We start from the raw sequence: 20,569 nt of genomic DNA on the forward strand, positions 1-20,569 counted from the left end.
CATGCAGAAGAATACCAAAAACAAAGCTATACGGATAGCAGAGTTTAAGGCCATCATGGCTAACGCCGTTTCTCGCAATATAACAGATCAGCTTGACAAAATGGGATTTTTCACTGCGCCTGCGTCAACTAAATATCACGGCGCATATAGCGGCGGGCTGTTCGACCATTCAAAGATTGTAGCGCAGCAGCTCGTAGACCTCACTGATAAGCTAGGCCTGAAATGGCAAAACCCGAGCAGTCCGTATGTTGTCGGTATGTTTCACGATCTCTGCAAGTGCGATACATACAAGTACGTTTCTAACGGCGATAAATCGGGTGGACATTTTGAGTATGTCAGGGACACGGTTCTTGACGGCCACGGCGATAAGTCGGTAATAATTGCACAAAAACTTCTGTACGGAATGTTGACAGACGAGGAAATAGCGTGCATACGTTGGCATATGGGCGCGTTTGACGACAAGGAGCGCTGGAACAATTATAGATATGCTATTACGCAATTCCCGAACGTGTTGTATACGCACACGGCGGATATGATAGCGAGCACAATACTTGATACATGATAGGTATTCCACGTTTATCATTGTAAATAGTATCGTTTTTAAAACAGTCTGCTTCGCAGGCGTTAAGGGCTTGTAATGTATATTAACTTTGTGCCCGTGATTATAAGACCTGTTCGAGGGGGCAAAGGGGTTGCAGGGGAAAAGGGGGAAACTTCCCCCGTTCCCCCTGCGTTAGTAAAGCAAGGGAGGTTAAAGCTATGCGTGTTTTGTATCGAGAACAAAGGCATGATTGTAATGATTATCTTGATATAGATATATTCCCAGTGCTGAAACACAGCAGCAAGGGTAAGCGCGCTAAGAAGTCTAAACCTACATCACTGACGCAGGAACGATATAATCACCAGTGCAGAGTTAAGAAGCTTGAACGTTTGGTTATGACGAATTTCAAGCAGGGCGAAGCCGTGTTTTATAACCCATCGTACAATGATGAAAATTTACCCCCGAATGATGTAGCAGCAAAGCGGGCTTTGCAGAATTTTTTTAAGCGGCTAAAACGATACCGCAAGAGAAATGGCTTGCCGGAACTTAAATACATAGCCACGACGGAAAAGGGTAAGCGCTCGGGGCGTTATCATCATCACCTTATCTTAAACTGCGCGGATATGTCAGTATCAGCGCTTGATAAACTGTGGGGCAACGGATATGCGTATGCTTCACTCGTTATATTTGATAGCGATGGGGTCGCGGGGCTTGCAAAGTATTTCTGCAAGAAAAAGCAGCCAAATACAGCAGACGAAAGCGAGGATAAAAGGTTAGGGAACGCGTGGAGCAGTTCAAGGAATTTAGTACAGCCGAAAATCACAAAACGTGACGGACGGATAAGCAAATCTAAGGCATACGAATTATACACGCTGGGCAATGACGGCAGCAAAGAGTACGAGAGATTATATCCGAATTATGTGTTTTCATATGCTCGTCCGCTTTATAACGAGATCAACGGCGGTTTTTATATATCTGTTCGTATGCGGCGTGTTTGTGAACGACGAAAGCGGAACAGGAGGGGATATAATGGGAGCTAGTTATTACTGGTACAAAGATAACGGCATATGTGTACGCTGCGGACAGCGTAGAGCCATAGAGGGAAAAACACTGTGCAGCGTGTGCCAGGAGAAGATACACAAATGGTATAAAGATAACAGAAGTAAACGTTGTGCTAAGGGTCGTCAGCAGTATAAGGAGCGTAAAGCGCAGGGCGTATGCGTGAGCTGTGGTATATCGCGCCCCGTTGAAGGTCGTGTTCGCTGCGCTACGTGTATGAAATATCAGCGCGCTGCCGGCAGAGAATCATATTTAAAGAAGTTAGAAGAAAGGAGCAAAAAAGCATGAACGATAATTACAATTATCGTTGGTACAAATCACACGGGATATGTGTATCATGCAGGCAATGTAAAGCTACCAATGGTAAGGTACTTTGTGAAGCCTGCCGCCGTCGTGCTCATGAACGCTATGATTCCAAGCAAAGAAATAAACTGCATGAAAGGTACAAGTATAGGAAAGCTAAGGGGCTATGCGTGCGTTGCGGTGTATCACGTTCTGCAAAAGATCATGTACTTTGTGCTGAGTGTATGGACTATCAGCGCAAAGCAAGCAGGAAATCATACAAAAAGAGGTTATCAAATGAAAAGTAATTTTGGCGAAATCGTAATAAGAATGGAAAAACGCCCATGCGTTGTGAACGGTGAGCTTAAAGCGATATTCCATTGTTGGGAAAATCGCTCTGAGATCATACCGCCGTCAATCACTCTGGGAGGACATAACGGCGGGGTCGTTAGTGGAGTTATCGGCATTGTCGAACGTGAAGATGGTCAAATTCTGCGCGTGACCGACCCGACGGCTATCAGATTTACAGACAATATATTCAGTGAATATAGTTTTGATGAATCAGCAAAGGAAGAAGAATGAAAATGGCTGCAATTATAATTACCGTTATATTATCCGCCATAGCGGGTATACTGTGGGCGCTGTGCGCGGCGGGAACTGACGGAGATTTTGAGAATGAGGAGGACGAGGAAAATGAAAACGCATGAGCTTAAACTTGACATAGAATTTTGTGACGCTGTTCTAAACAAGCAGAAAACATTCGAGGTGCGGAAGAATGACAGAGGTTTTCAGACGGGTGATCTAATAAGATTTACACCGACTGACGGTATCTTTCATCGTAAGTTGGACGGCGGAACAATAGAACACGCCAAGCACGAAATATCAGAGCGCACATACAAGATAAAATATATTCTCAATGGCTGGGGGATAAAAAACGGCTATGTCGTACTGGGAATCGAGGAGGTGTGACGATGAAAGCAATTGAAAAAGAATTAAAAAGCTGCCCGTTTTGCGGTGGGGAAGCAAAAATAGAACATATTGAGGACAGTTATTTGTGCTATGCGATATGCACAAAATGCCACGCAACAGCACAGGGCTTTTTTAATTATCCTGGCAGCAACAGCGAAGAAAAATCCGTTCACGCGTGGAATAGAAGGGTGGGTGAGCTGCCTGCCGCCGACGTGCAGGAAGTCAAGCACGGATATTGGCAGAACAAATATAGAAGTGGCACGACAATTAAAGAGGGTGTTGTATCTTCCTGTTGTGATATGTGGAATAACAGAAAATCGCAGTTCTGCCCGAATTGCGGTGCTAGAATGGACGGTGAAGAAAGATGAAACATTCAGAACTTGAAAAATTCTTAGGCAAAACTGTTGAAATAACAATCTTCGATGGTGATACATATAGTGGTATTCTGCACAAAACTGGCGAGGAGCAGTTCAAAAATAATTGCAATCTGTATTTGCCAAAAAAGTACTACTTCGTGGTAGATGATTGCGGAATACTCTGCGGCAACTGCATATTCAAATGCTCGCACGTCAGTAAGATACGGTCGTTAGGTGGTGAGATCAAATGAAAGCTGTAGAGAAACCAACTCTAAAAACTTGCCCTTTCTGCGGAGAAAAGGTAAGAAAGTTCATATCGCCTTTACAGCAAACGGTAATGTTTATGTGCGACAACTGCGGGGCTGATGTATGCTTCTATGGCGCGGAGCATGAACCGCGAGCGTCGCAGGCATGGAACAGGAGGGCGACAAGCAATGACAGTGACCGAAATCATTGATAAAACGGCGCGGGCTGTTGTAATGGAGCTGAAACAATCAGATATGCTCAGTAAGAGCAGGCTCGGGAGCTTTAAAAAAACGGAACGGATATTGTACGAATATCCCGAGTTATGTCGCAGTGATGATGAAGAGGTACGCAAATTTGTCGCGGAGATCGACCGCGCGCTTGACAAAATATCTGATGATCCGTATTTTGAGCTTATTGAAATGAAATATTTCCGCGGCTGGACACATGAACGTATAGCAGAACATTTCGGCGTAGATGTATCGGTAATATCGAAACGTCGAACCAAGCTTATAGATCAGCTTAGACCGATGATCTTCACGCGAGATTTTGTCCGCGAAATGCTTGATATGTAATATAATACCCTCTGAAAATCAATCTCAGAGGGTATTTGTTATTTTATACGAATTTTACGCGAAAACTTTGTGCAATAATTCGCATAAAATCTTATTAAAAAGGCTTGACAATATGTATAACATATGTTATACTATAATTAGAGCAAGGGAGGTGAGAACATGACAAATGAACAGTTTCGCTCAGTAATTAAAATGGTCATTCAGATCATTAAGGACAGCGAAAATACCGAGGAAGCTGTGAAAAAAATAGAAGCCTTACTCGATGAATAAGACTTCTAAACAGTAAAACACAAAGACGGGCGGCGGTCGCCGCCGCCTATCTTATGTTTATAATATAACACATTTAAAATGCAATGTCAAGAAAGGATTTGTTTTTATGAGTGGCACAGAGAAAAAAATGACACCTCAGCAGAAATACGATAAAGAGAATACAAAAACTTATGCGGTAAAGGTCATGAAAAACACCGAACCCGATATTTACGAGAAGCTGGAGAGTATCGACAATAAAGCAGGATATATAAAGAAACTCATTCGTAAAGATATAGCTGCTAACTCCGAAGATCTCACCGATGGCGAAACGGGTATGACAAATTATCAGTTTAAAGTTTTTTTGAAGATGGTAAAATCAAAAGCGGAAACCTCCACAAGAGAGGAATTTATAAAAACGATAGATGATATAATATCAGATCTATAACAGAATGTGCAAGCAATTGATAAATACCCTCTGAGATTGATTTTCAGAGGGTATTTGTTATTTTATACGAATTTTACGCGAAAACTTTGTGCAATAATTCGCATAAAAACTTATTAAAAAGGCTTGATTTTTGTACGTACATATGTTATAATAAGATTACAGTAAGCAAGGCTTACAAGTCACGGGGCAGAACGAGAAAGGAGGAAATATGAGCAAGATGACCGCAAAGGAATTTGACTTGTTGATCTCATTGATACTCTCAATGCTGAAAAAAGGTGAAACCGAAGAAGTGATAAGGCTTCTCGAGGAAACCAAAAACAAAAAAAGCTCCGACTAAATAAGCCGGAGCAATGGAAGAAAACTAAGACGGGCGGTTCTGCCGCCGCCTATCTTATTTTTTAATATATCACGTTTTGCCCCGAATGTCAAGATAGGGCGTGATAAAAATCGAAAACAACAAGAAAAAAATGGGCAGACCAACCACCGAAAAAAGAGATAAGCGATTTGAATTAAGGCTTTCGGAAGAAACGTATTCTACACTGGAAGAATGTTCGGCAATTCTCAATATAACTAAGGCAGAAGTTATACACAGAGGAATAGCATTGGTAAAGGCGAATATAGACGCTAGCGCCGAAGATCTACACTGATGGCAAAACAGCTATGCCGTCACGCTTCGCTTGATAGCGTGAGCTGAAAAATAATAACCAAATATCTACACTAGCACCCGTTGAGGAAATTCAGCGGGTGTTTTTTTGTGCATAATGGCACATTCGCGGCACATTCGCGGCACATTTTAGTATATTGTCTAATCTGATTTGTGCGTGTATAATAGGCTTAATAAATAACGGGACGGGGTGAACAAATGTCAAGCGAAATATGGGTCGCGCTGCTTAGTTTTGCGGGAACGCTGGTCGGAAGTTACAGCGGATTGAAACTTACATCGTATCGCATTCAGCAGCTAGAAAAAAAGGTCGAGGAGCACAATAATTTCGCCCGCCGTATTCCCGTGCTGGAAGAAAAAATGAAAGTTGAAGAACATCGTATAGCAGATCTGGAGGGTGCGGCGAAGCATGAGAAATAAGCTTATAAACCTACTGACGGTAAAAAGCATAGTAACAATCATGTTATCAGTAGTCTTTTGCGTCCTGTCGGTGAACGGCGTAATAAGCGGACGTGATTTTCTCACGATATTCACTACGGTCATAGCGTTCTATTTCGGAACGCAGACAGAAAAGAAAGCGGATAAGGAGTGATTAAAATGAAAAAAGGCATTGACATTTCATATTGCCAGGGCTCGCCTGACTTCTCAAAAGTGCGCGGCGCGGTCGATTTCGTGATAATGCAGATAGGTTACGGGCGTTACGCGGGGCAGATAGACAAGACTTTCGCGCGCAATTACAGCGAGTGCAAGAAGCACGGCATACCCTGCGGCGGGTACTGGTTCAGCTACGCGACGACTGCCGATGAAGCACGGCAGGAAGCAAAGTGCTGTATAGCTGCTATTAAGGGCAAACAGTTTGAATACCCCATTTACTTTGACGTTGAGGGTAAGTCACTTGTAGGACGCAGCGGCGTTTCGTCAATGTGCAAGGCGTTCTGCGAGGAGCTTGAAAAGGCGGGCTATTTCGCGGGAATTTACATGAGCCGCAGCCCAGCTCAGACCATGCTTACTGCGGACGTTGCAAAGCGTTACGCGTTATGGCTTGCGGAATACGGCTCAAAACTCAACTGGTCGGGTGATGTTGGAATGTGGCAGCATACGTCAGCAGGGAAGATCGACGGTATAAACGGCAATGTTGATTGTAACAACTGCTATGTTGATTACCCGACCGCAATAAAGAAAGCGGGCTTGAACGGATATAAGAAAACGTCGAACCCGTCTGAAAATAAGACCGATAAGAAACCGAAGCAGAAAACATATATCGTCAAGAAAGGCGATACGCTCAGCGCGATAGCGGCTAAGTACAAGACAACTGTATCTGCAATAACTAAGAAAAACGGCATTAAAAACCCTGATATTATCTACGTCGGACAGAAGTTGATAATATGACCGAACCTAAAATTAAACCGCAGTATAAATTGTTTGCAAAGTATTATTGCGGCGAATGCGCGGGAAATGCTGAAAAATCAGCCATTGCCGCGGGGTATTCGAGATCATACGCTAGGGGCAATAGTCATAAATTGTTGGCAAGAAGCGATGTGCAGGAATATATCAAGTATATCAACACGCTTGCCGAAACTGACGATGAAAAGATTATCGCAGATGTATCAGATATTCAGGCATTTTGGACGGCAGTTTTCAGCGACGCGGGAAACGCACTAAAAGACCGCCTGAAAGCGTCTGAACTGTTGGCTAAGGCCAAAGGGATGTTTAAAAACGACGACTGGTAAGAGGTGATATAATGGCACATAACAATGTTTACGGAATTTGCGAAGATAAATGCCAAGTTGAAGTATTTAGCAAAGACGAAGCAAACGAAAGATACGACGGGAAAGCAGACAGTAACCACGCGAGCAATCAGCCAACATACGGCATAGGTACGGCGACAAACTACGGACACGTTAAGCTAACGGACAGCACGGCGCAGCCGTCGGGAAGCCTAGCGGGGGTTGCATTAGCTGGAACGGTTGGATATTCGCTAGCTATGCAGATTAAGAGCGCTAAACAGGCTATGCAAATACCCGTTAACGGCATTTTCTTTTCATTTCAGCGATACGAGAACGAAAGTAGCATTAACGAACTGCTAGGCTATGGAACATGGAATTATTTCGGTTCATTTAGCAATACAGCCGAAAAGATAACAATGTACGCATATGCGCGATTTTCATAATTCTATAAATTCCATAAATTAAATTCTGACGGTGATATTATGGCTAATTTATCATGGTTCTATACTGGCAGAGCGTGGGCGGAGTTTATGGCTGTATTAAAAATGCAGCGCACTAACGCCCGCGGCGAAATCATATGCGAATACTGCGGAAAGCCCATAACGAAGAAATACGACTGCATAGGACATCACAAGATCGAATTAACGGAACAGAATGTTAATGACGCTAGCATAGCGTTAAACCCCGATAACATAGCGCTATTACATCACGTTTGCCATAACAGAATACATAACAAGCTAGGCTATAAACCTAGAAATGTTTATCTGATATATGGCGCGCCGTGCAGCGGAAAGAACACCTATGTTTCAGAGATCGCCGAACGAGGTGATTTGATAATAGACATGGATAATATATGGCAATGTATAAGCGGGCAGCAGCGATATATTAAGCCGCCTTGTCTAAATGATATAGCTTTCAGCGTGCGCGATACATTGCTAGAGGGCGTTAAATATCGGCGCGGGCGCTGGCTTAATTGCTATATTATCGGAGGCTATCCGTTGATTAGCGAACGTGAAAGGATATGCAAGGAATTAGGCGCAAGACCGATCTTTATTGAAGCGACAGAAGAAGAATGTTTGTCGCGGATTGAAGTATGTAACGACGGAAGGAATATAAACGACTGGAAAACCTTTATAAAAAAATGGTTTGAAAATTTTTCCGCGTGAAAATAGCCCCCCGAAAATTTTTGCACCAAGCATTTAGGGAACTGTTAGGGGGAACTGCTTTCGCGCAGAAAGTGAAAAATCAAGATTTTTGATTTTGAAAAATGGTGAAAAAATGAATAGAAGATCTGAACTTTTTGAATATATTGGCAAAGACGAAAATCTTTTGCCCGTAATTGAAAATGTCGTTTATTTAGAGGGCGTTTTAACAGATCTGAGGGAAAAACCAAAGATCAAGATTAACCCTAAAGACCCGACGCAGCAAAAATTATTACCCGCTGCGAAGCTGTATAAAGAATATATGCAGCAATATCTAAACGCTATCAAAATATTACTGCGTGCAGCAGGAAAAGACGGCGCAGACGAAGACAGCCCGCTACGGGAATATTTCAGAAGCCTTTCGGAAAGTGAAAACGCTTGCTGATTAACGAAAAAAAGATATATACCCCCGATAATTCGGCGCTATTGGAATATAAAGCACGAATTGAAACGGGTGAAATACTGGTAGGGCGTGAATTGTGGCAAGAATTAACGCGGCTTGCGGACGATATGAGCAACGAACGTTACTTTTATGATACCGCGGACGCGTTAAAGCGTATGCACTTCATGGAACATTGTGTAAGGCTGACAAAATCGCCTTTCTACAATAAGCCTATGATCTTAATGTTATGGCAGAAAGCATTTATAGAAACTATTTACAGTTTCAAAATGACCGAGGAAAGCGCAGAAAAAGGATTTTCTATCGACCGATTTAAAAAAATCCTGCTACTGATCGCCCGAAAAAATACGAAATCCGAAACGTGCAGCGGACTAGCAGAAACAGAACTGTTTATAGGCAATGCGGGCGCGGATATAGTATGTAGCAGTAACGACGACAATCAAGCGTCAATAGTCTATGACGCTATCGACACTATGCGGCAGCTAATAGACCCGCGCGACCTTGACACAAAAAGAAATCAGCGGTTTATTTTGAATAAAATATCAAACAGCAAGATTTTTAAACTGTCAGATCGCACGCGAAATAAAGAGGGGCGAAACATAGATTTTGCAATAATTGACGAAACACACGAAATGACAACTAACGTTATAGCGAAATCTATTGAGCAGTCGCAGAGCCTTAAAGATAACCCGAAATTTATAAATATCACTACGGAAGGATTTGTAGTTGACGGCTATTTAGACGAGGAGCTAAGAAAAGCCCGAAAAATCATAAGCGGGGAAGATACGGGAATAGCTGCCGAAAGGTTTTTACCGTGGCTTTATACGCAAGACAGCGAAGCGGAGATATGGCAAGACCCGCGGACATGGGTTAAAAGCAATCCGACGCTAGGCGCTATAAAGAAATGGGGCTATCTTGAAGAACAAATAGACCTTGCGAAAAATTCAAAATCAGATCGTATTTTCGTACTATCGAAAGATTTTAACATAAAGCAGAACGCCGCCGAAAGCTGGCTAAACATTGAAGATTACAGCTATAAGGCTGTATATGATTTAGAAGATTTTCGCGGCTGCGTATGTTTGGGAGCGGTTGACCTTGCGGAAACAACGGACTTGACAAACGCAAAAATATTGCTTATGCGAAAAGACGATAAGACGAAATACATATATAGTCATTACTTTATACCCGAAGGCAAGCTAGAAAACGCGGACGACGCGGCAGCGGGCGCAAAATATAAAGAATGGGCTAAGGCGGGGCTATTGACAATCACAGACGGGAACGAAGTTGATTTATCAATAGTTGCAGATTGGTTTTACAGCCTTTTCAAAGACTATAAAATAAAGCTTTTCAAATGCGGCTACGATCAGAAATTCGCTACGGACTGGATAAGCAGAATGGGCGAATACGGTTGGACACGCGAAAGCAAAGATCTAATCATGATCTTACAGAACGCGGACACACTTTCAACGGCGATCAATTTATGTGAAGCTGACTTTAAACATCAGTTAATCAACTATAACGAAAACGAGGTTGACGCGTGGTGCTTAAAAAACGCACTAATAGAACTTGACCGAAAAGGAAAAGCGCTATTAGTGAAAAAAGAACGCATAAGACGAATTGACGGCGCGGTAACGCTAGTTATTTTATATGAAACGTTTCGCCGCTGCCGTACTGAGTTTATGCAAATGCTGAAATAATGGGGGCGATAAATTGTTCTACTACAAAACGCTTTATTCAAACGACTTTTTAGAAAGTGCTATGAATAGTTTTACGATCGCGTCAAACGGTGATTTTCTATTGACCGTTAACGAGCCGACAATTTTTAAAGTTGGATTGGAGGAAATACCCGTATGACGGTTTTAAAACTGGGCGAAAGCCTTAAAACGTTTTTCACAAACCTTAACGCCAATTTTTTGGAAATTAGCGGGAAGCTGACACATAGCCCCGTTAGCGTTAAGCAGATTTATAGCGGTTCGGCTACAATCCCCGCAAAAGAGGACGGCACAAGCGTAACGATCACGGCAAATACAAACATTACACAGTTTGACGGGCTAATATTTATCCGAGAAGACAGCGACGCAAGCATAATTATTCGTAAGCCGTCAATCGGTACAATTTTCAAGCCCGTAAATCAGCAGGCAGATTATACGCAAATGTTTGAAGGCATGAACCTATTTATGTGTAACGCTGAAATAATCAGCAATACGCAGATCAAACTATCAAGCAACGTATATAGCGGCGTTGGAGCAAGCGGCACGCCCGTTGCAGTATTCAGAGCGAACGGCAGCAATTACGAAAGAGTAATCGCAGGGCTTGAAGTGCAAGGCGGATATGCTGTAATCACAGCAAGCGAAGCGTTCGCGGGCTATGTGCGTTGTATCTGATTAAATAAGGCGGTGAAAAAATTGGGGTGGCTTAAAGATAAGCTATTTAAAAAACCCGTGAATAAAACAGGGTATGCCGATATACTTAACGGGTTTACCCCGATTTATTCGCAATTCGGTAGTAATATATATGCGTCGGACGTAGTGCAGCAGGCTATTAATTGCATTGTTTCGGAAATCAAAAAGTTAAGACCGCAGCACATACGCGAGATCATAGAAAGCGGTTCGGACGTAACAAGCGTTAACAGCGACATTCAAAAAGTTTTGCGGCAGCCTAACGAAATAATGACCGCCGCGGACTTTTTGGAAAAAATCACATGGCAACTTTTTTTCAATTACAATTCGTTCATTATTCCGACCTATTACACATGGGAGGACGATAAAGGCAATTTTCAGCGGAGATATACGGGGCTATATCCAGTACAGCCCGCGCAAGTCGATTTTATCCAAGACGCTAAAAACGATCTTTATGTAAAATTCCGATTTGTAAACAACTACGAAACAACGTTGAAATATAGCGACGTGATACACATTCGTTACCGCTATTCTGTTAGCGATTATATGGGCGGAAATGAAGCAGGGCAGCCCGATAACGCGGCATTGCTTAAAACGTTAAGCATTAACGATACGCTATTAAACGGCGTTGCAAAGGCTATGAAAGCAAGCTATGCGATTAACGGCGTTGTCAAGTATAAAACGCTTATGGACGACGGCAAGACCGAAGCCGCGTTAAAGGAACTTGAAAAGAAGCTGCAAAATAACGAAAGCGGATTTTTGCCGCTTGACATTTCGGGAGAGTTTACGCCGATACAAAATAAAATCCAGCTTGTTGACGCTGACACGCTGAAATTTATTGACGAAAAAATCCTGCGTCATTTCGGCGTACCGCTGCCCATACTTACGGGCGATTACACAAAGCAACAGTATGAAGCATTTTATCAAAAAACAATAGAGCCGCTTGTTATTGCTTATTCGCAGGCTTTCACAAAAGGGCTTTTCACGCAGCGCGAACAATCTTTCGGGAACAAAATACAATTTTATCCAAAAGATTTAATATTCATGTCAACAGATCAAACCTTGCAAATGGTAAATCTGTTAGGCGCAAGCGGCGCGCTGTATGAAAACGAAAAGCGCGTAGCGTTCGGACTTAGACCGTTGCCCGAACTGGAAGGGAAGCGGCTGCAAAGTCTGAACTATGTTGACGCGTCAATAGCGAATAAATACCAAGTCGGCAACGACGGAAACACAGGGGGCGAAAATAGCGACAATGAGTAACGGCAAAAAGCCGCTTGAACAGCGGCAGTATAATTTTGAAGTCAGAGCCGACAAAAACGAAGACGGCGGCAGCATTATAACGGGCAGACCGATAGTATATAACAGCCGCACGAACTTAGGCGAATTTGACGAGATTATTTGCAGTGGCGCGCTAGATAAAACGGATTTGAAAGACGTTAGATTTTTAGTAAATCACGATCTATCAAGAATACCGCTAGCGCGCAGCCGCAAAAACAACAAAAATAGCACTATGCAATTATCGGTTGATGATGAAGGGCTGGGAATACGCGTTAATCTTGACACAGAAAATAACGCCGAAGCCCGCGCATTATATAGCGCCGTGCAGCGCGGCGATATTTCGGGTATGTCGTTTATGTTTTCCATTGACAATGAAGAATGGGAGGGCTTAGACGGCGAACACCCGACCCGACACATTAAGGCTATCGGAACGGTTGTTGAAGTATCAGCCGTGACGTTACCCGCATACGAAGCGACGGAGATTAACGCACGCGCTAACGCACGCGCAGCGTTGGAGAACGCACGCGGAGCGTTGGAGAACGCACGCGGAGCGCACGCGGTGGATACTGCGGAAGCGTTAAAACTTGAAAAGCTGAAAGCAGAATATTTATTTAACATCTAAGGAGGAAAAAACAATGAATTTTGGTACATATCTTAGAAATCTTATTGCCGCAAAGGAAAAGCGCGCAAAGGAGATCAGACAGCAGATTAAAGACGCAACAACAGCGGACGAAGTAAGAGCGCTGGGCGAAACCCTTAACGCCGTACTTGACGAACTCACAGAAGCCAAGAAGCAGCTTGAAAAGCTTGACAAGCAGGGCGACAACGGCAACGGAAACGGCGACGACGACGGAAACGGCGGCGACAACGGAAACGGCGACGAGGGCAGAAGCGGCGGTATTCCCGCGGGTGCAGAGTTTAGGGGTGGCAATCCCCTTGCTAGCTACGGACTGATGCAGCCGCAGCAGAGGGCAGCAGCCGACCCCTACGCAACAATGGAATACAGACAGGCATTTAAAGCCTATGTACAGAAGGGTACAGCAATCCCCGCAGAACTGAGAGCGGGCGGCGATACTGGCACAACAGTTGCGGCGGATATTGGCGCTATTATCCCTACTACAATCATGACCGAATTTATCAAGGACGTTTCAAAGGTTTACGGACAGATCTATTCTAAGGTTCGCAAGCTTAACGTTAAGGGCGGCGTGAAATTCCCTATCAGCAAGCTTAAAGCTAATTTTAAGTGGATAACCGAAGCCAAAGTATCAGAGAAGCAGAAAGCGGGCGATATTAAGGACTATATCGAATTTTCGTACAACATCGGCGAAATCCGCGTAGCGCAGACGCTGCTTTCACAGGTTGTATCACTTGATATTTTTGAAAATGAAATCGTGCGTATTATGACCGAGGCATATGTTGAAGCAATGGATAAGGGCATTATCAGCGGCACGGGCAGCGGACAGCTTTTAGGAATTACCGAAGACGACCGCGTTACTAACGTTGTTGAAATGACCGAAGCGGAACTGTCTGACTGGACGGCATGGAGAAAGAAGCTTTTTGCAAAAATCCCGCTTGCTAAGCGCGGACAGGGCGAATTTATCTTTACCAGCGCGACCGTTGAAGGCTGCCTGCTGACAATCAAGGACGCAAACAATCGCCCGATCTTTAAGGAAGCAACAGAACTTACAATCGGCGAAGCGGCAACGGCTGGCACATTCTACGGCAGAACTGTAACCCTTGTAGAACCCGACGTAGTAGCAGACTACGACACAGCAACAGCGGGCGACGTAATCGGCATTTATTGGGTCCCGTCCGATTATGCAATCAATACTAATATGGAATTTGGTATTAAGCGCTATTTTGACGAAGATACGAACGAATGGATTAACAAGCTGCTTGTTATCGTGGACGGCAAAATCCTTGACACTAGCGGCTGCTATATCATCAAGAAGAAGTAATATAACGGAGGTTGCAAACTATGGCTGATACAAACGTTAACGCGCTTAAAAGGCTATGGGCGGCAATCAAGGGAAGCGGAGCAACGGCGGACGATCTGACCGCCGACACTACCGCCGCCGTGATTGACGCGATAACAGCAGCGTATAAAGGCGAAGAACCGCAGACGCTGGGCGCGCTTACAGTAACTAGCACGGCAGGCACTACGACAGGAAAGACCAAGATCGAAGTTAGCGGCAACGGCAGCGGCGCGCTAGTTTATAAGCTGAACAATAGCACATTGCCCGAATACGGCGAGAAGCTGACAGGCTGGACGGCGTGGAACGGTTCGGACGAAATCGAAGCGGAAGACGGCATTTATATTACAGTTTGCGAAACTGACAGCGCAGGCGGTGCAGTCGCAGGCGGTAAAACTACGGTTAACGCAAATTTAGGCTAATGGCAGAAAGGGGGCTGACGGCGTGGCAATTTTGGACGACGTAAAAACGGGGCTAGGCATTACGGGCAACTATCAAGACGGGGCTTTAAATTTGTATATAGACGAAGTGAAAGCCTTTTTGACGGACGCGGGCGTAAAAGCCGAAACCGTTGACAGCCCCGCCGCCGTTGGCGTTATAACCCGCGGCGTAGCTGATCTATGGAATTACGGCGCAGGCGAAGGCGCGTTAAGTGAATACTTTATGCAGCGTGCAATACAGTTGAAGTTAAAGGACAGCACCACAGCAGAAAGCGGGGCGGGATAATGGCAAAGGCATATAAACCGAATACGCCGTTTAACGTTCCGTTTAGGCTGCTTATTCCCGAATACAGAACGGTTAAAGGCAGCACAAAAAAACTACCCGACAAAGACGCGGGGCTAATATGGTGCAGCTTTAAGACGTTCGGCGGCACGGAAATAAAGACCGACGCGGGCATAGTGATTGAAGACACGGCGACCGTTGAAACGTGGTATAGACCCGACATAAAAGCTAATTGCACGTTACAGAGCGCCGAAGACGCTAGCACGCGCTACGAAGTGCTAGGCACGCCCGAAAATATCAATATGCGAAATCAGTTTTTAAAATTCAAGGTTCGCAGGATAAGGGGCGGGGCGTAATGCCAAGAAATAAAATCAAACTGCAATTCGGAGGATTTGAAGAATACGCAGAACGGCTTGACAGGGTGGGCGGTGATATTGCAAGCACGGCGGAAAAGGCGTTGAAGCAGTCGGGCGATCACGTTTCCAACAAGCTTAATTCGGCAGTACAAAACAGCAAATTCCCCGCAAAGGGAAAATATGCGAGCGGTGACACAAAGAAAAGTATTATCGAAAATGCCGCAGTAACGTGGGAAGGCACGACAGCAAGCATTAACGTAGGATTTGACTTTGAAATCAGCGGGCTTGACACAATTTTTCTTATGTACGGCACACCGAGAATGAAGCCAATGAGCGGGCTAAAAAATGCCATTTATGGCACGGCAACAAAAAAAGAAATTCAGAAAATCCAAGAAGAAGTATTTAGCGAAGAAATAAAAAAGAGAATGGAGGGGTAACGAATGAACGCCGAAGACGTTTTAATAAGCGTTTTGGAAACCTTTAATTTTCCCGTGAAACGGCAAGGCAGCTTGCTAGACAACGAGCCGTACCCCGACAATTTTTTCACTTTTTGGAATAGCAGCAGTATTTCAGAAAGATTTTACGACAACGCAGAAAATACATTCATTTACGATTTTGACGTTAATTTTTACAGCAATGACCCCGCCGCCGTATATAGCACGCTACGGGCGGCGATCAAGAAGCTTAAAGCAGCAGGCTTTATTATATCGGGCGACGGGCACGACATTGCTAGTGACGAAAAAACGCACGACGGGCGCGGCATAAGCTGCGTATACGTCGAGAAACTATAACAGGAGGTACGAACATGAAAATTACCGAGTATAGAGGTATTCGCGGACTTGTAGCGGCTGAACTGCTTACAGATACTAACGAAGAAAACGGCTTGACCTACGGCACGCCGTTTGAAGTCGCAGGAACTAGCGAACTGTCAAAGGAAACTGAAAACAGCAGCGAAAGCCATTATTACGACAATATCCCCGCTATCGTTATTGACAGCGTGGGCGCGGACACAGTAACGGCGAGCGTTTCGGCTATCCCGCTTGATATTCTTTCCAAGCTTACGGGGCAGACCTACGACGAAGAAACGGGAATGTTTATCGAGGGCGAAAGAACATCAAAGTATTTCGCAATCGGCTATATTACCGAGGACACAGACGGAAACGAAGTATTTGTATGGCGGCTGAAAGTTAAGTGTTCTATCCCGTCCAGCACACACGAGACCAAGACAGACGGCACGGACGCTAACGGACAGGAAATAACATTTACGGGAATTAACACGCAGCATAAGTTTGAAAAGACGGGCAAGACCGCAAAGGCTGTAAACCTTGAAATGGCTAAGGGCTTAACTACATACACCGAAGCGGACTTTTTCGCCGCCGTGCAAGACCCCGACAAGGTAGCCGCAAAGAAAAAGGCTGTCTAATCAATAACACATCAGAAAAGAGGAAATTTCAATGAGCATGACGCTTAACATCTACGATAAAAAAGAGGTTGTAAAAACCTACACGGCAGAAACTTTTGATCTGTCATATGGCATGATAGAAGATCTTGTATCAATCGTTGACTTTGATAAACTTAACGATAATCTTGAAATCGGTAAAATGGTAGTAAAGTTGCTGCCGCAGATTAAGCCGCTGCTTTGCGAGATTTTCGACGGGCTGACAGACGAAGAAATCCGACACACACACGTTAAGGAGATTATTCCCGTTTTCGTGCAGGCGTTCAAGTTTGCTTTCAATGAAATATCGTCGCTGGGAGCGGACAACGAGGGAAACTAGACGAGGGCGGCGCGCAGCCGCCCTTATTTGATATTCTCTTTGATATTACCGTTTCTTTATGTGAAAAATTTCACATGAACCCTATACAATTTCGCGAATATAAGGCGGTTGAAGCATTTCTGCTAATGCGCCGCTATACGAAGTATTGCAGAGAAAAGCAGGACGGAAAAGAACGCCCGCAGCGTGAAAGAACTAAGCGTGTTAAGGCTACAACGTGGTATTAAGGCGGTGAGAAAATGGCAAGCAACAACGAAAGCACAACAAAATTTAAAGCCGATATATCGGAATTAAAAGCGGCGTTTCAAGAAGCGCAGCGAAGCATAAAAGTAGTAAATTCCGAATTTAAAGCGGCTACCGCGGGCATGGACGATTGGGCTAGCAATGCGGACGGACTAAGCGCGAAGCTGAAACAGCTTAACGGCGTGCTAGACGCTGAAAAGCAGAAGCTTAACAGCCTAGAACAGCAGTACGAATTAACAGTACAGCAGCAGGGCGCGAACTCAAAAGGCGCGCAAGAACTGTTAGTAAAGCTTAACAATCAGAAAGCCGCCGTTATAGGCGTTGAAAAGCAGATCGGCAAGTATACGAACGAACTTGAAAGCTTAAACCGCGGAGCAGAAGACGCAGCCGAAGGCAGCGAGAAAGCCGCCGACGCTATCGAGGAAGTAGGCGACAGCGGAAAGGACGCAGCCAAAGGAAGCAAGAAAGCCGCTGACGCTATCGAAGACGTAGGCGACAGCGCAAAGGACGCAGAAAGCAAAGTAGGCGGGCTGCTAAAGAAGCTAGGCGGTGCGGCTAAAGGCGCACTAGTAGGCATAGGCGCAGCCGCGAGCGGCGTTATAGCGGGCTTTCTAGGCAGCGCCGAAGCGTCGCAAGAGTGGACTGCGAACATGACGAAGCTGGAAAGTGCTGCTAGTAGCGCGGGGCTTTCAACGGACTTTGCGAAAGAAAAGTTTAACGATCTTTACGGCGTACTGGGCGACGAAACCGCGGCAAATACCGCAGTTTCTAACTTCATGGCTATGGACACATCGCAGGAGAATTTAAACAGCCTTTTAAATTCAGCTACGGGCATATGGGCGAAGTACGGCGACAGTATACCGCTTGACGGACTGGCGGAAAGCGTCAATGAAACGTCGAGAGTAGGACAGGTTACGGGAAACCTTGCGGACGCGTTGAACTGGGCGGGCGTTTCGGAAGATGATTTTAACGAAAAGCTAGCCGCGTGTTCGAGTGAGCAAGAGCGGCAACAACTTGTTGTTGATACCCTTAACGGACTTTACGGCGACCTTGCCGACGAATACAACAAAAACAACGAAGCGACTATAAACTACAACAAGGCGCAGGCTGAATTAAACGACGCTATGGCGCAAGTAGGGCAAGCGGCGTTACCCGTGCTTACTGTTTTTAAGACGCTGGGCGCGGATATACTAACCGACCTAATGCCGAATATACAGCAGCTAGGGCAAAGCTTTACAGACCTTGTAAACGGCGTAGACGGCGCAGGGGAAGCGCTGGGCGGAGCGGTAAGCGGCATATTAACGCAGCTTACCGATAAACTTGTAGCCGCCTTGCCGCAAGTTGTAACGGTTGGCACAACGATAGTTACTAATCTTATAACGGGGCTTATGCAGGCATTGCCCGACATTGTGCAAGCCGCTATACAGCTTGTAACGCAGCTTACAACGGCGCTTAAAGACGCAGCCCCGCTTATATTGCAGGCGGCAGCAGACGTTATACTAGCGCTTGTAAACGGGCTGACGCAAGCAGCGCCGCAGTTGATTTCTGATTTTATCAATATCGTTTATCAGATTATAGATCAGATAATCTTACTAGCGCCGCAGCTTTTGCAAGCAGCGATACAATTTTTTACCGTAATCGTTGAAGCGTTGCCGCAGATAGTTAGCGATCTGATAGGGCAGATAAACGCGCTTGTAGGCGATATTATAGGCGGGCTACTTGCAGCGTTGCCCGACTTGCTGAAAGCGGCGCTAAAGCTTTTCGGCGCTATTATAAAGGCATTACCGCAGATTATAACGCAGCTTATGCAGGCGTTGCCTAATCTGATAACGACAATTGTTGATTTTATCGTGCAGGCAGTACCGCAGATCTTGCAAGCCGCTATAACGCTATTAAATGCGATCATAGACGCTATACCCGTTATCCTTGACGCGTTAATAACTAATCTGCCGCAGATCATTAACGCAATCATGCAAGCATTAACAACGGCATTGCCTACGCTTTTATCGGCGGCAATCAATCTTTTCATGCAGATAGTAAAGGCTATTCCGCAAATCGTAACCGCGCTTGCTAGCAAGCTACCCGAAATAATAACGACAATAACAAGCGTACTGCTTGACAATCTGCCGTTATTGCTGCAAACAGCCGCAAAGCTTTTCATGCAGATAGTGAAGGCTATTCCGCAGATCGTTGTACAGCTTGCAAAGAACGTGCCTAATATCGTTTCGGCGATTATGAAGGCGCTGGGCGAACTGCTGCCAAAGCTGATTGAATGGTGCGGTAATGTACTTGACGAAATTCTAGGATTTTTTAACGACATGGTAACAACGGCGGCGCAAAAAGCCCCCGAGTTTGTTAATAAAATCATAGAGTTTATAAAAGAATTGCCTAGTAAAATATCGTCGTGGCTTTCAAAAGTAATTCCTAAAGTCGTATCGTGGGGCGCTAGTATGGTTAGCAACGCGGGAACGGCGGCGGCGGATTTTATCAAAAAGATTAAAGACAGAATAACGGAACTGCCTAGCAAGGTGGCGAAATGGCTTGCAAACGTTTTGCCTAAAATTGTAACGTGGGGTTCTGATCTTGCGAAGAAGGGCAAGACAGCCGCGGGGGATTTGTTTGACAGCATTGTAGACAAGATAAAAAAGCTACCTGAAAAAATGGGCGAACTGGGCAAAGACATTGTAGAAGGCTTATGGAACGGCATTAAAGATATGACTAGCTGGATTGAAGATAAAATTAGCGGGTTCGGCGAAGACGTATTAGACGGGCTGAAAGACTTTTTCGGCATCAATTCGCCGTCAAGGGTAATGCGCGATGAAGTCGGAAAATTCTTGCCGCAGGGTTTAGCCGTCGGCATTAAGGAAAAGACCAAAGACGCAGTAAACGCAGTAAAAACAATGGGCAAGAAGGTTTTAGAGCCTGCAAAGCGCATTGTAAGCGGCGTTAATGATAACTTGCAGTATAACGGAAGCATAGCGGGCGTTAGCGCAGCGAGCGCCGCAGCTACAAGCAACGTATACAATTTCTATCAAACCAATAACAGCCCGCAGGCGCTTGACCGCCTAGAAATCTATCGGCAAACAAAAAATCTGTTAAGTACGAGGGGGTAA

32 protein-coding genes are annotated in these 20,569 nt (G+C 44.9%); all 32 read left to right on the forward strand.

Annotation, left to right across the window (positions count from 1 at the left end):
• Nucleotide 1 precedes the first annotated feature (1 nt).
• A complete protein-coding gene (locus tag LI114_RS07050; RefSeq protein WP_227220071.1) occupies nt 2-562 on the forward strand; it encodes an HD domain-containing protein in 561 nt (186 codons plus the stop codon).
• Between the two features lie 197 nt (nt 563-759).
• Nucleotides 760-1,581, forward strand: coding sequence for a hypothetical protein (locus tag LI114_RS07055; protein WP_227220072.1), 822 nt, complete (start codon nt 760-762; stop codon nt 1,579-1,581).
• Nucleotides 1,582-2,179: 598 nt separating this feature from the next.
• Complete coding sequence (locus tag LI114_RS07060; protein WP_227220073.1) at nt 2,180-2,464, forward strand: hypothetical protein; 285 nt, start codon at nt 2,180-2,182, stop codon at nt 2,462-2,464.
• Nucleotides 2,465-2,466: 2 nt separating this feature from the next.
• Nucleotides 2,467-2,589, forward strand: coding sequence for a hypothetical protein (locus tag LI114_RS14145; RefSeq protein WP_264468241.1), 123 nt, complete (start codon nt 2,467-2,469; stop codon nt 2,587-2,589).
• Nucleotides 2,576-2,851 carry a DUF3850 domain-containing protein gene (locus tag LI114_RS07065; protein ID WP_227220074.1) on the forward strand — a complete coding sequence of 92 codons (276 nt, stop codon included), beginning with the start codon at nt 2,576-2,578 and terminating at the stop codon, nt 2,849-2,851. Before LI114_RS14145 ends, LI114_RS07065 begins: the two co-directional genes overlap by 14 nt.
• A gap of 2 nt (nt 2,852-2,853) precedes the next feature.
• Complete coding sequence (locus LI114_RS07070) at nt 2,854-3,219, forward strand: Lar family restriction alleviation protein (protein WP_227220075.1); 366 nt, start codon at nt 2,854-2,856, stop codon at nt 3,217-3,219.
• Nucleotides 3,216-3,458, forward strand: coding sequence for a hypothetical protein (locus LI114_RS07075; protein ID WP_227220076.1), 243 nt, complete (start codon nt 3,216-3,218; stop codon nt 3,456-3,458). The genes LI114_RS07070 and LI114_RS07075 overlap by 4 nt, the downstream gene beginning before the upstream one ends.
• A complete protein-coding gene (locus LI114_RS14365) occupies nt 3,455-3,664 on the forward strand; it encodes a Lar family restriction alleviation protein (RefSeq protein ID WP_227220077.1) in 210 nt (69 codons plus the stop codon). Before LI114_RS07075 ends, LI114_RS14365 begins: the two co-directional genes overlap by 4 nt.
• Entirely contained in the window at nt 3,642-4,025 is a 384-nt protein-coding gene (locus LI114_RS07085; protein ID WP_227220078.1) for a hypothetical protein, read from the forward strand. The genes LI114_RS14365 and LI114_RS07085 overlap by 23 nt, the downstream gene beginning before the upstream one ends.
• Before the next feature lie 376 nt (nt 4,026-4,401).
• Nucleotides 4,402-4,719: a hypothetical protein gene (locus tag LI114_RS07090; protein WP_227220079.1), complete on the forward strand. Its 318-nt coding sequence runs from the start codon at nt 4,402-4,404 to the stop codon at nt 4,717-4,719.
• Between the two features lie 208 nt (nt 4,720-4,927).
• Nucleotides 4,928-5,056, forward strand: coding sequence for a hypothetical protein (locus LI114_RS14150; protein WP_264468243.1), 129 nt, complete (start codon nt 4,928-4,930; stop codon nt 5,054-5,056).
• Nucleotides 5,057-5,156: 100 nt separating this feature from the next.
• Nucleotides 5,157-5,366, forward strand: coding sequence for a CopG family transcriptional regulator (locus LI114_RS07095; protein WP_227220080.1), 210 nt, complete (start codon nt 5,157-5,159; stop codon nt 5,364-5,366).
• Nucleotides 5,367-5,581: 215 nt separating this feature from the next.
• On the forward strand, nt 5,582-5,800 hold the full coding sequence (locus tag LI114_RS07100) for a hypothetical protein (RefSeq protein WP_227220081.1): 219 nt from the start codon (nt 5,582-5,584) through the stop codon (nt 5,798-5,800).
• Nucleotides 5,790-5,972, forward strand: coding sequence for a hypothetical protein (locus tag LI114_RS07105; RefSeq protein WP_227220082.1), 183 nt, complete (start codon nt 5,790-5,792; stop codon nt 5,970-5,972). Before LI114_RS07100 ends, LI114_RS07105 begins: the two co-directional genes overlap by 11 nt.
• A gap of 5 nt (nt 5,973-5,977) precedes the next feature.
• Entirely contained in the window at nt 5,978-6,769 is a 792-nt protein-coding gene (locus tag LI114_RS07110; RefSeq protein ID WP_319638295.1) for a GH25 family lysozyme, read from the forward strand.
• Nucleotides 6,766-7,110 (forward strand): terminase small subunit, encoded by a 345-nt coding sequence (locus tag LI114_RS07120; RefSeq protein WP_227220083.1) that lies wholly within the window; start codon nt 6,766-6,768, stop codon nt 7,108-7,110. The genes LI114_RS07110 and LI114_RS07120 overlap by 4 nt, the downstream gene beginning before the upstream one ends.
• 11 nt (nt 7,111-7,121) lie before the next feature.
• Nucleotides 7,122-7,550, forward strand: a complete 429-nt coding sequence (locus LI114_RS07125) for a hypothetical protein (protein ID WP_227220084.1) — start codon at nt 7,122-7,124, stop codon at nt 7,548-7,550.
• 39 nt (nt 7,551-7,589) lie between these two features.
• On the forward strand, nt 7,590-8,273 hold the full coding sequence (locus tag LI114_RS07130; protein ID WP_227220085.1) for an HNH endonuclease: 684 nt from the start codon (nt 7,590-7,592) through the stop codon (nt 8,271-8,273).
• Between the two features lie 94 nt (nt 8,274-8,367).
• Nucleotides 8,368-8,694: a hypothetical protein gene (locus LI114_RS07135; protein WP_227220086.1), complete on the forward strand. Its 327-nt coding sequence runs from the start codon at nt 8,368-8,370 to the stop codon at nt 8,692-8,694.
• Nucleotides 8,688-10,406, forward strand: a complete 1,719-nt coding sequence (locus tag LI114_RS07140) for a terminase large subunit (RefSeq protein WP_227220087.1) — start codon at nt 8,688-8,690, stop codon at nt 10,404-10,406. Before LI114_RS07135 ends, LI114_RS07140 begins: the two co-directional genes overlap by 7 nt.
• Nucleotides 10,407-10,559: 153 nt before the next feature.
• Nucleotides 10,560-11,093, forward strand: a complete 534-nt coding sequence (locus LI114_RS07145) for a hypothetical protein (protein WP_227220088.1) — start codon at nt 10,560-10,562, stop codon at nt 11,091-11,093.
• A gap of 144 nt (nt 11,094-11,237) precedes the next feature.
• Nucleotides 11,238-12,368 carry a phage portal protein gene (locus LI114_RS07150; RefSeq protein ID WP_227220089.1) on the forward strand — a complete coding sequence of 377 codons (1,131 nt, stop codon included), beginning with the start codon at nt 11,238-11,240 and terminating at the stop codon, nt 12,366-12,368.
• Nucleotides 12,361-13,008 (forward strand): HK97 family phage prohead protease, encoded by a 648-nt coding sequence (locus tag LI114_RS07155; protein WP_227220090.1) that lies wholly within the window; start codon nt 12,361-12,363, stop codon nt 13,006-13,008. Before LI114_RS07150 ends, LI114_RS07155 begins: the two co-directional genes overlap by 8 nt.
• Before the next feature lie 13 nt (nt 13,009-13,021).
• The gene (locus tag LI114_RS07160; protein WP_227220091.1) at nt 13,022-14,344 is read left to right on the forward strand and encodes a phage major capsid protein; all 1,323 of its coding nucleotides are present in this window, start codon (nt 13,022-13,024) and stop codon (nt 14,342-14,344) included.
• A gap of 20 nt (nt 14,345-14,364) precedes the next feature.
• The gene (locus LI114_RS07165; RefSeq protein ID WP_227220092.1) at nt 14,365-14,781 is read left to right on the forward strand and encodes a hypothetical protein; all 417 of its coding nucleotides are present in this window, start codon (nt 14,365-14,367) and stop codon (nt 14,779-14,781) included.
• 22 nt (nt 14,782-14,803) lie between these two features.
• A complete protein-coding gene (locus tag LI114_RS07170; protein ID WP_227220093.1) occupies nt 14,804-15,085 on the forward strand; it encodes a phage head-tail connector protein in 282 nt (93 codons plus the stop codon).
• Nucleotides 15,085-15,438 carry a hypothetical protein gene (locus LI114_RS07175; RefSeq protein ID WP_227220094.1) on the forward strand — a complete coding sequence of 118 codons (354 nt, stop codon included), beginning with the start codon at nt 15,085-15,087 and terminating at the stop codon, nt 15,436-15,438. Before LI114_RS07170 ends, LI114_RS07175 begins: the two co-directional genes overlap by 1 nt.
• Nucleotides 15,438-15,875 (forward strand): hypothetical protein, encoded by a 438-nt coding sequence (locus tag LI114_RS07180; RefSeq protein ID WP_227220095.1) that lies wholly within the window; start codon nt 15,438-15,440, stop codon nt 15,873-15,875. The genes LI114_RS07175 and LI114_RS07180 overlap by 1 nt, the downstream gene beginning before the upstream one ends.
• A 3-nt stretch (nt 15,876-15,878) precedes the next feature.
• Entirely contained in the window at nt 15,879-16,229 is a 351-nt protein-coding gene (locus LI114_RS07185) for a hypothetical protein (protein WP_227220096.1), read from the forward strand.
• Nucleotides 16,230-16,243: 14 nt separating this feature from the next.
• Nucleotides 16,244-16,861 (forward strand): major tail protein, encoded by a 618-nt coding sequence (locus LI114_RS07190; protein WP_227220097.1) that lies wholly within the window; start codon nt 16,244-16,246, stop codon nt 16,859-16,861.
• 31 nt (nt 16,862-16,892) lie between these two features.
• Entirely contained in the window at nt 16,893-17,216 is a 324-nt protein-coding gene (locus LI114_RS07195) for a hypothetical protein (protein ID WP_227220098.1), read from the forward strand.
• A 236-nt stretch (nt 17,217-17,452) separates the two neighbouring features.
• Nucleotides 17,453-20,569 carry a hypothetical protein gene (locus LI114_RS07200; RefSeq protein ID WP_227220099.1) on the forward strand — a complete coding sequence of 1,039 codons (3,117 nt, stop codon included), beginning with the start codon at nt 17,453-17,455 and terminating at the stop codon, nt 20,567-20,569.

It is taken from the genome of Ruminococcus sp. 210702-SL.1.03 (assembly GCF_020559915.1).
Taxonomy (GTDB): domain Bacteria; phylum Bacillota; class Clostridia; order Oscillospirales; family Ruminococcaceae; genus YE71.

What these genes read in the sequence shown, in the direction of transcription:
- LI114_RS14145 (WP_264468241.1), top strand. Translation starts at nt 2,467, where the DNA reads ATGGCTGCAATTATAATTACCGTTATATTATCCGCCATAGCGGGTATA.
- LI114_RS07120 (WP_227220083.1), top strand. Translation starts at nt 6,766, where the DNA reads ATGACCGAACCTAAAATTAAACCGCAGTATAAATTGTTTGCAAAGTAT.
- LI114_RS07110 (WP_319638295.1), top strand. Translation starts at nt 5,978, where the DNA reads ATGAAAAAAGGCATTGACATTTCATATTGCCAGGGCTCGCCTGACTTC.
- LI114_RS07165 (WP_227220092.1), top strand. Translation starts at nt 14,365, where the DNA reads ATGGCTGATACAAACGTTAACGCGCTTAAAAGGCTATGGGCGGCAATC.
- LI114_RS07105 (WP_227220082.1), top strand. Translation starts at nt 5,790, where the DNA reads ATGAGAAATAAGCTTATAAACCTACTGACGGTAAAAAGCATAGTAACA.
- LI114_RS07075 (WP_227220076.1), top strand. Translation starts at nt 3,216, where the DNA reads ATGAAACATTCAGAACTTGAAAAATTCTTAGGCAAAACTGTTGAAATA.
- LI114_RS07190 (WP_227220097.1), top strand. Translation starts at nt 16,244, where the DNA reads ATGAAAATTACCGAGTATAGAGGTATTCGCGGACTTGTAGCGGCTGAA.
- LI114_RS07055 (WP_227220072.1), top strand. Translation starts at nt 760, where the DNA reads ATGCGTGTTTTGTATCGAGAACAAAGGCATGATTGTAATGATTATCTT.
- LI114_RS14365 (WP_227220077.1), top strand. Translation starts at nt 3,455, where the DNA reads ATGAAAGCTGTAGAGAAACCAACTCTAAAAACTTGCCCTTTCTGCGGA.
- LI114_RS07195 (WP_227220098.1), top strand. Translation starts at nt 16,893, where the DNA reads ATGAGCATGACGCTTAACATCTACGATAAAAAAGAGGTTGTAAAAACC.
- LI114_RS07155 (WP_227220090.1), top strand. Translation starts at nt 12,361, where the DNA reads ATGAGTAACGGCAAAAAGCCGCTTGAACAGCGGCAGTATAATTTTGAA.
- LI114_RS07060 (WP_227220073.1), top strand. Translation starts at nt 2,180, where the DNA reads ATGAAAAGTAATTTTGGCGAAATCGTAATAAGAATGGAAAAACGCCCA.
- LI114_RS07090 (WP_227220079.1), top strand. Translation starts at nt 4,402, where the DNA reads ATGAGTGGCACAGAGAAAAAAATGACACCTCAGCAGAAATACGATAAA.
- LI114_RS07125 (WP_227220084.1), top strand. Translation starts at nt 7,122, where the DNA reads ATGGCACATAACAATGTTTACGGAATTTGCGAAGATAAATGCCAAGTT.
- LI114_RS07145 (WP_227220088.1), top strand. Translation starts at nt 10,560, where the DNA reads ATGACGGTTTTAAAACTGGGCGAAAGCCTTAAAACGTTTTTCACAAAC.
- LI114_RS07070 (WP_227220075.1), top strand. Translation starts at nt 2,854, where the DNA reads ATGAAAGCAATTGAAAAAGAATTAAAAAGCTGCCCGTTTTGCGGTGGG.
- LI114_RS07065 (WP_227220074.1), top strand. Translation starts at nt 2,576, where the DNA reads ATGAAAACGCATGAGCTTAAACTTGACATAGAATTTTGTGACGCTGTT.
- LI114_RS07185 (WP_227220096.1), top strand. Translation starts at nt 15,879, where the DNA reads ATGAACGCCGAAGACGTTTTAATAAGCGTTTTGGAAACCTTTAATTTT.
- LI114_RS07085 (WP_227220078.1), top strand. Translation starts at nt 3,642, where the DNA reads ATGACAGTGACCGAAATCATTGATAAAACGGCGCGGGCTGTTGTAATG.
- LI114_RS14150 (WP_264468243.1), top strand. Translation starts at nt 4,928, where the DNA reads ATGAGCAAGATGACCGCAAAGGAATTTGACTTGTTGATCTCATTGATA.
- LI114_RS07175 (WP_227220094.1), top strand. Translation starts at nt 15,085, where the DNA reads ATGGCAAAGGCATATAAACCGAATACGCCGTTTAACGTTCCGTTTAGG.
- LI114_RS07050 (WP_227220071.1), top strand. Translation starts at nt 2, where the DNA reads ATGCAGAAGAATACCAAAAACAAAGCTATACGGATAGCAGAGTTTAAG.
- LI114_RS07130 (WP_227220085.1), top strand. Translation starts at nt 7,590, where the DNA reads ATGGCTAATTTATCATGGTTCTATACTGGCAGAGCGTGGGCGGAGTTT.
- LI114_RS07200 (WP_227220099.1), top strand. Translation starts at nt 17,453, where the DNA reads ATGGCAAGCAACAACGAAAGCACAACAAAATTTAAAGCCGATATATCG.
- LI114_RS07100 (WP_227220081.1), top strand. Translation starts at nt 5,582, where the DNA reads ATGTCAAGCGAAATATGGGTCGCGCTGCTTAGTTTTGCGGGAACGCTG.
- LI114_RS07160 (WP_227220091.1), top strand. Translation starts at nt 13,022, where the DNA reads ATGAATTTTGGTACATATCTTAGAAATCTTATTGCCGCAAAGGAAAAG.
- LI114_RS07180 (WP_227220095.1), top strand. Translation starts at nt 15,438, where the DNA reads ATGCCAAGAAATAAAATCAAACTGCAATTCGGAGGATTTGAAGAATAC.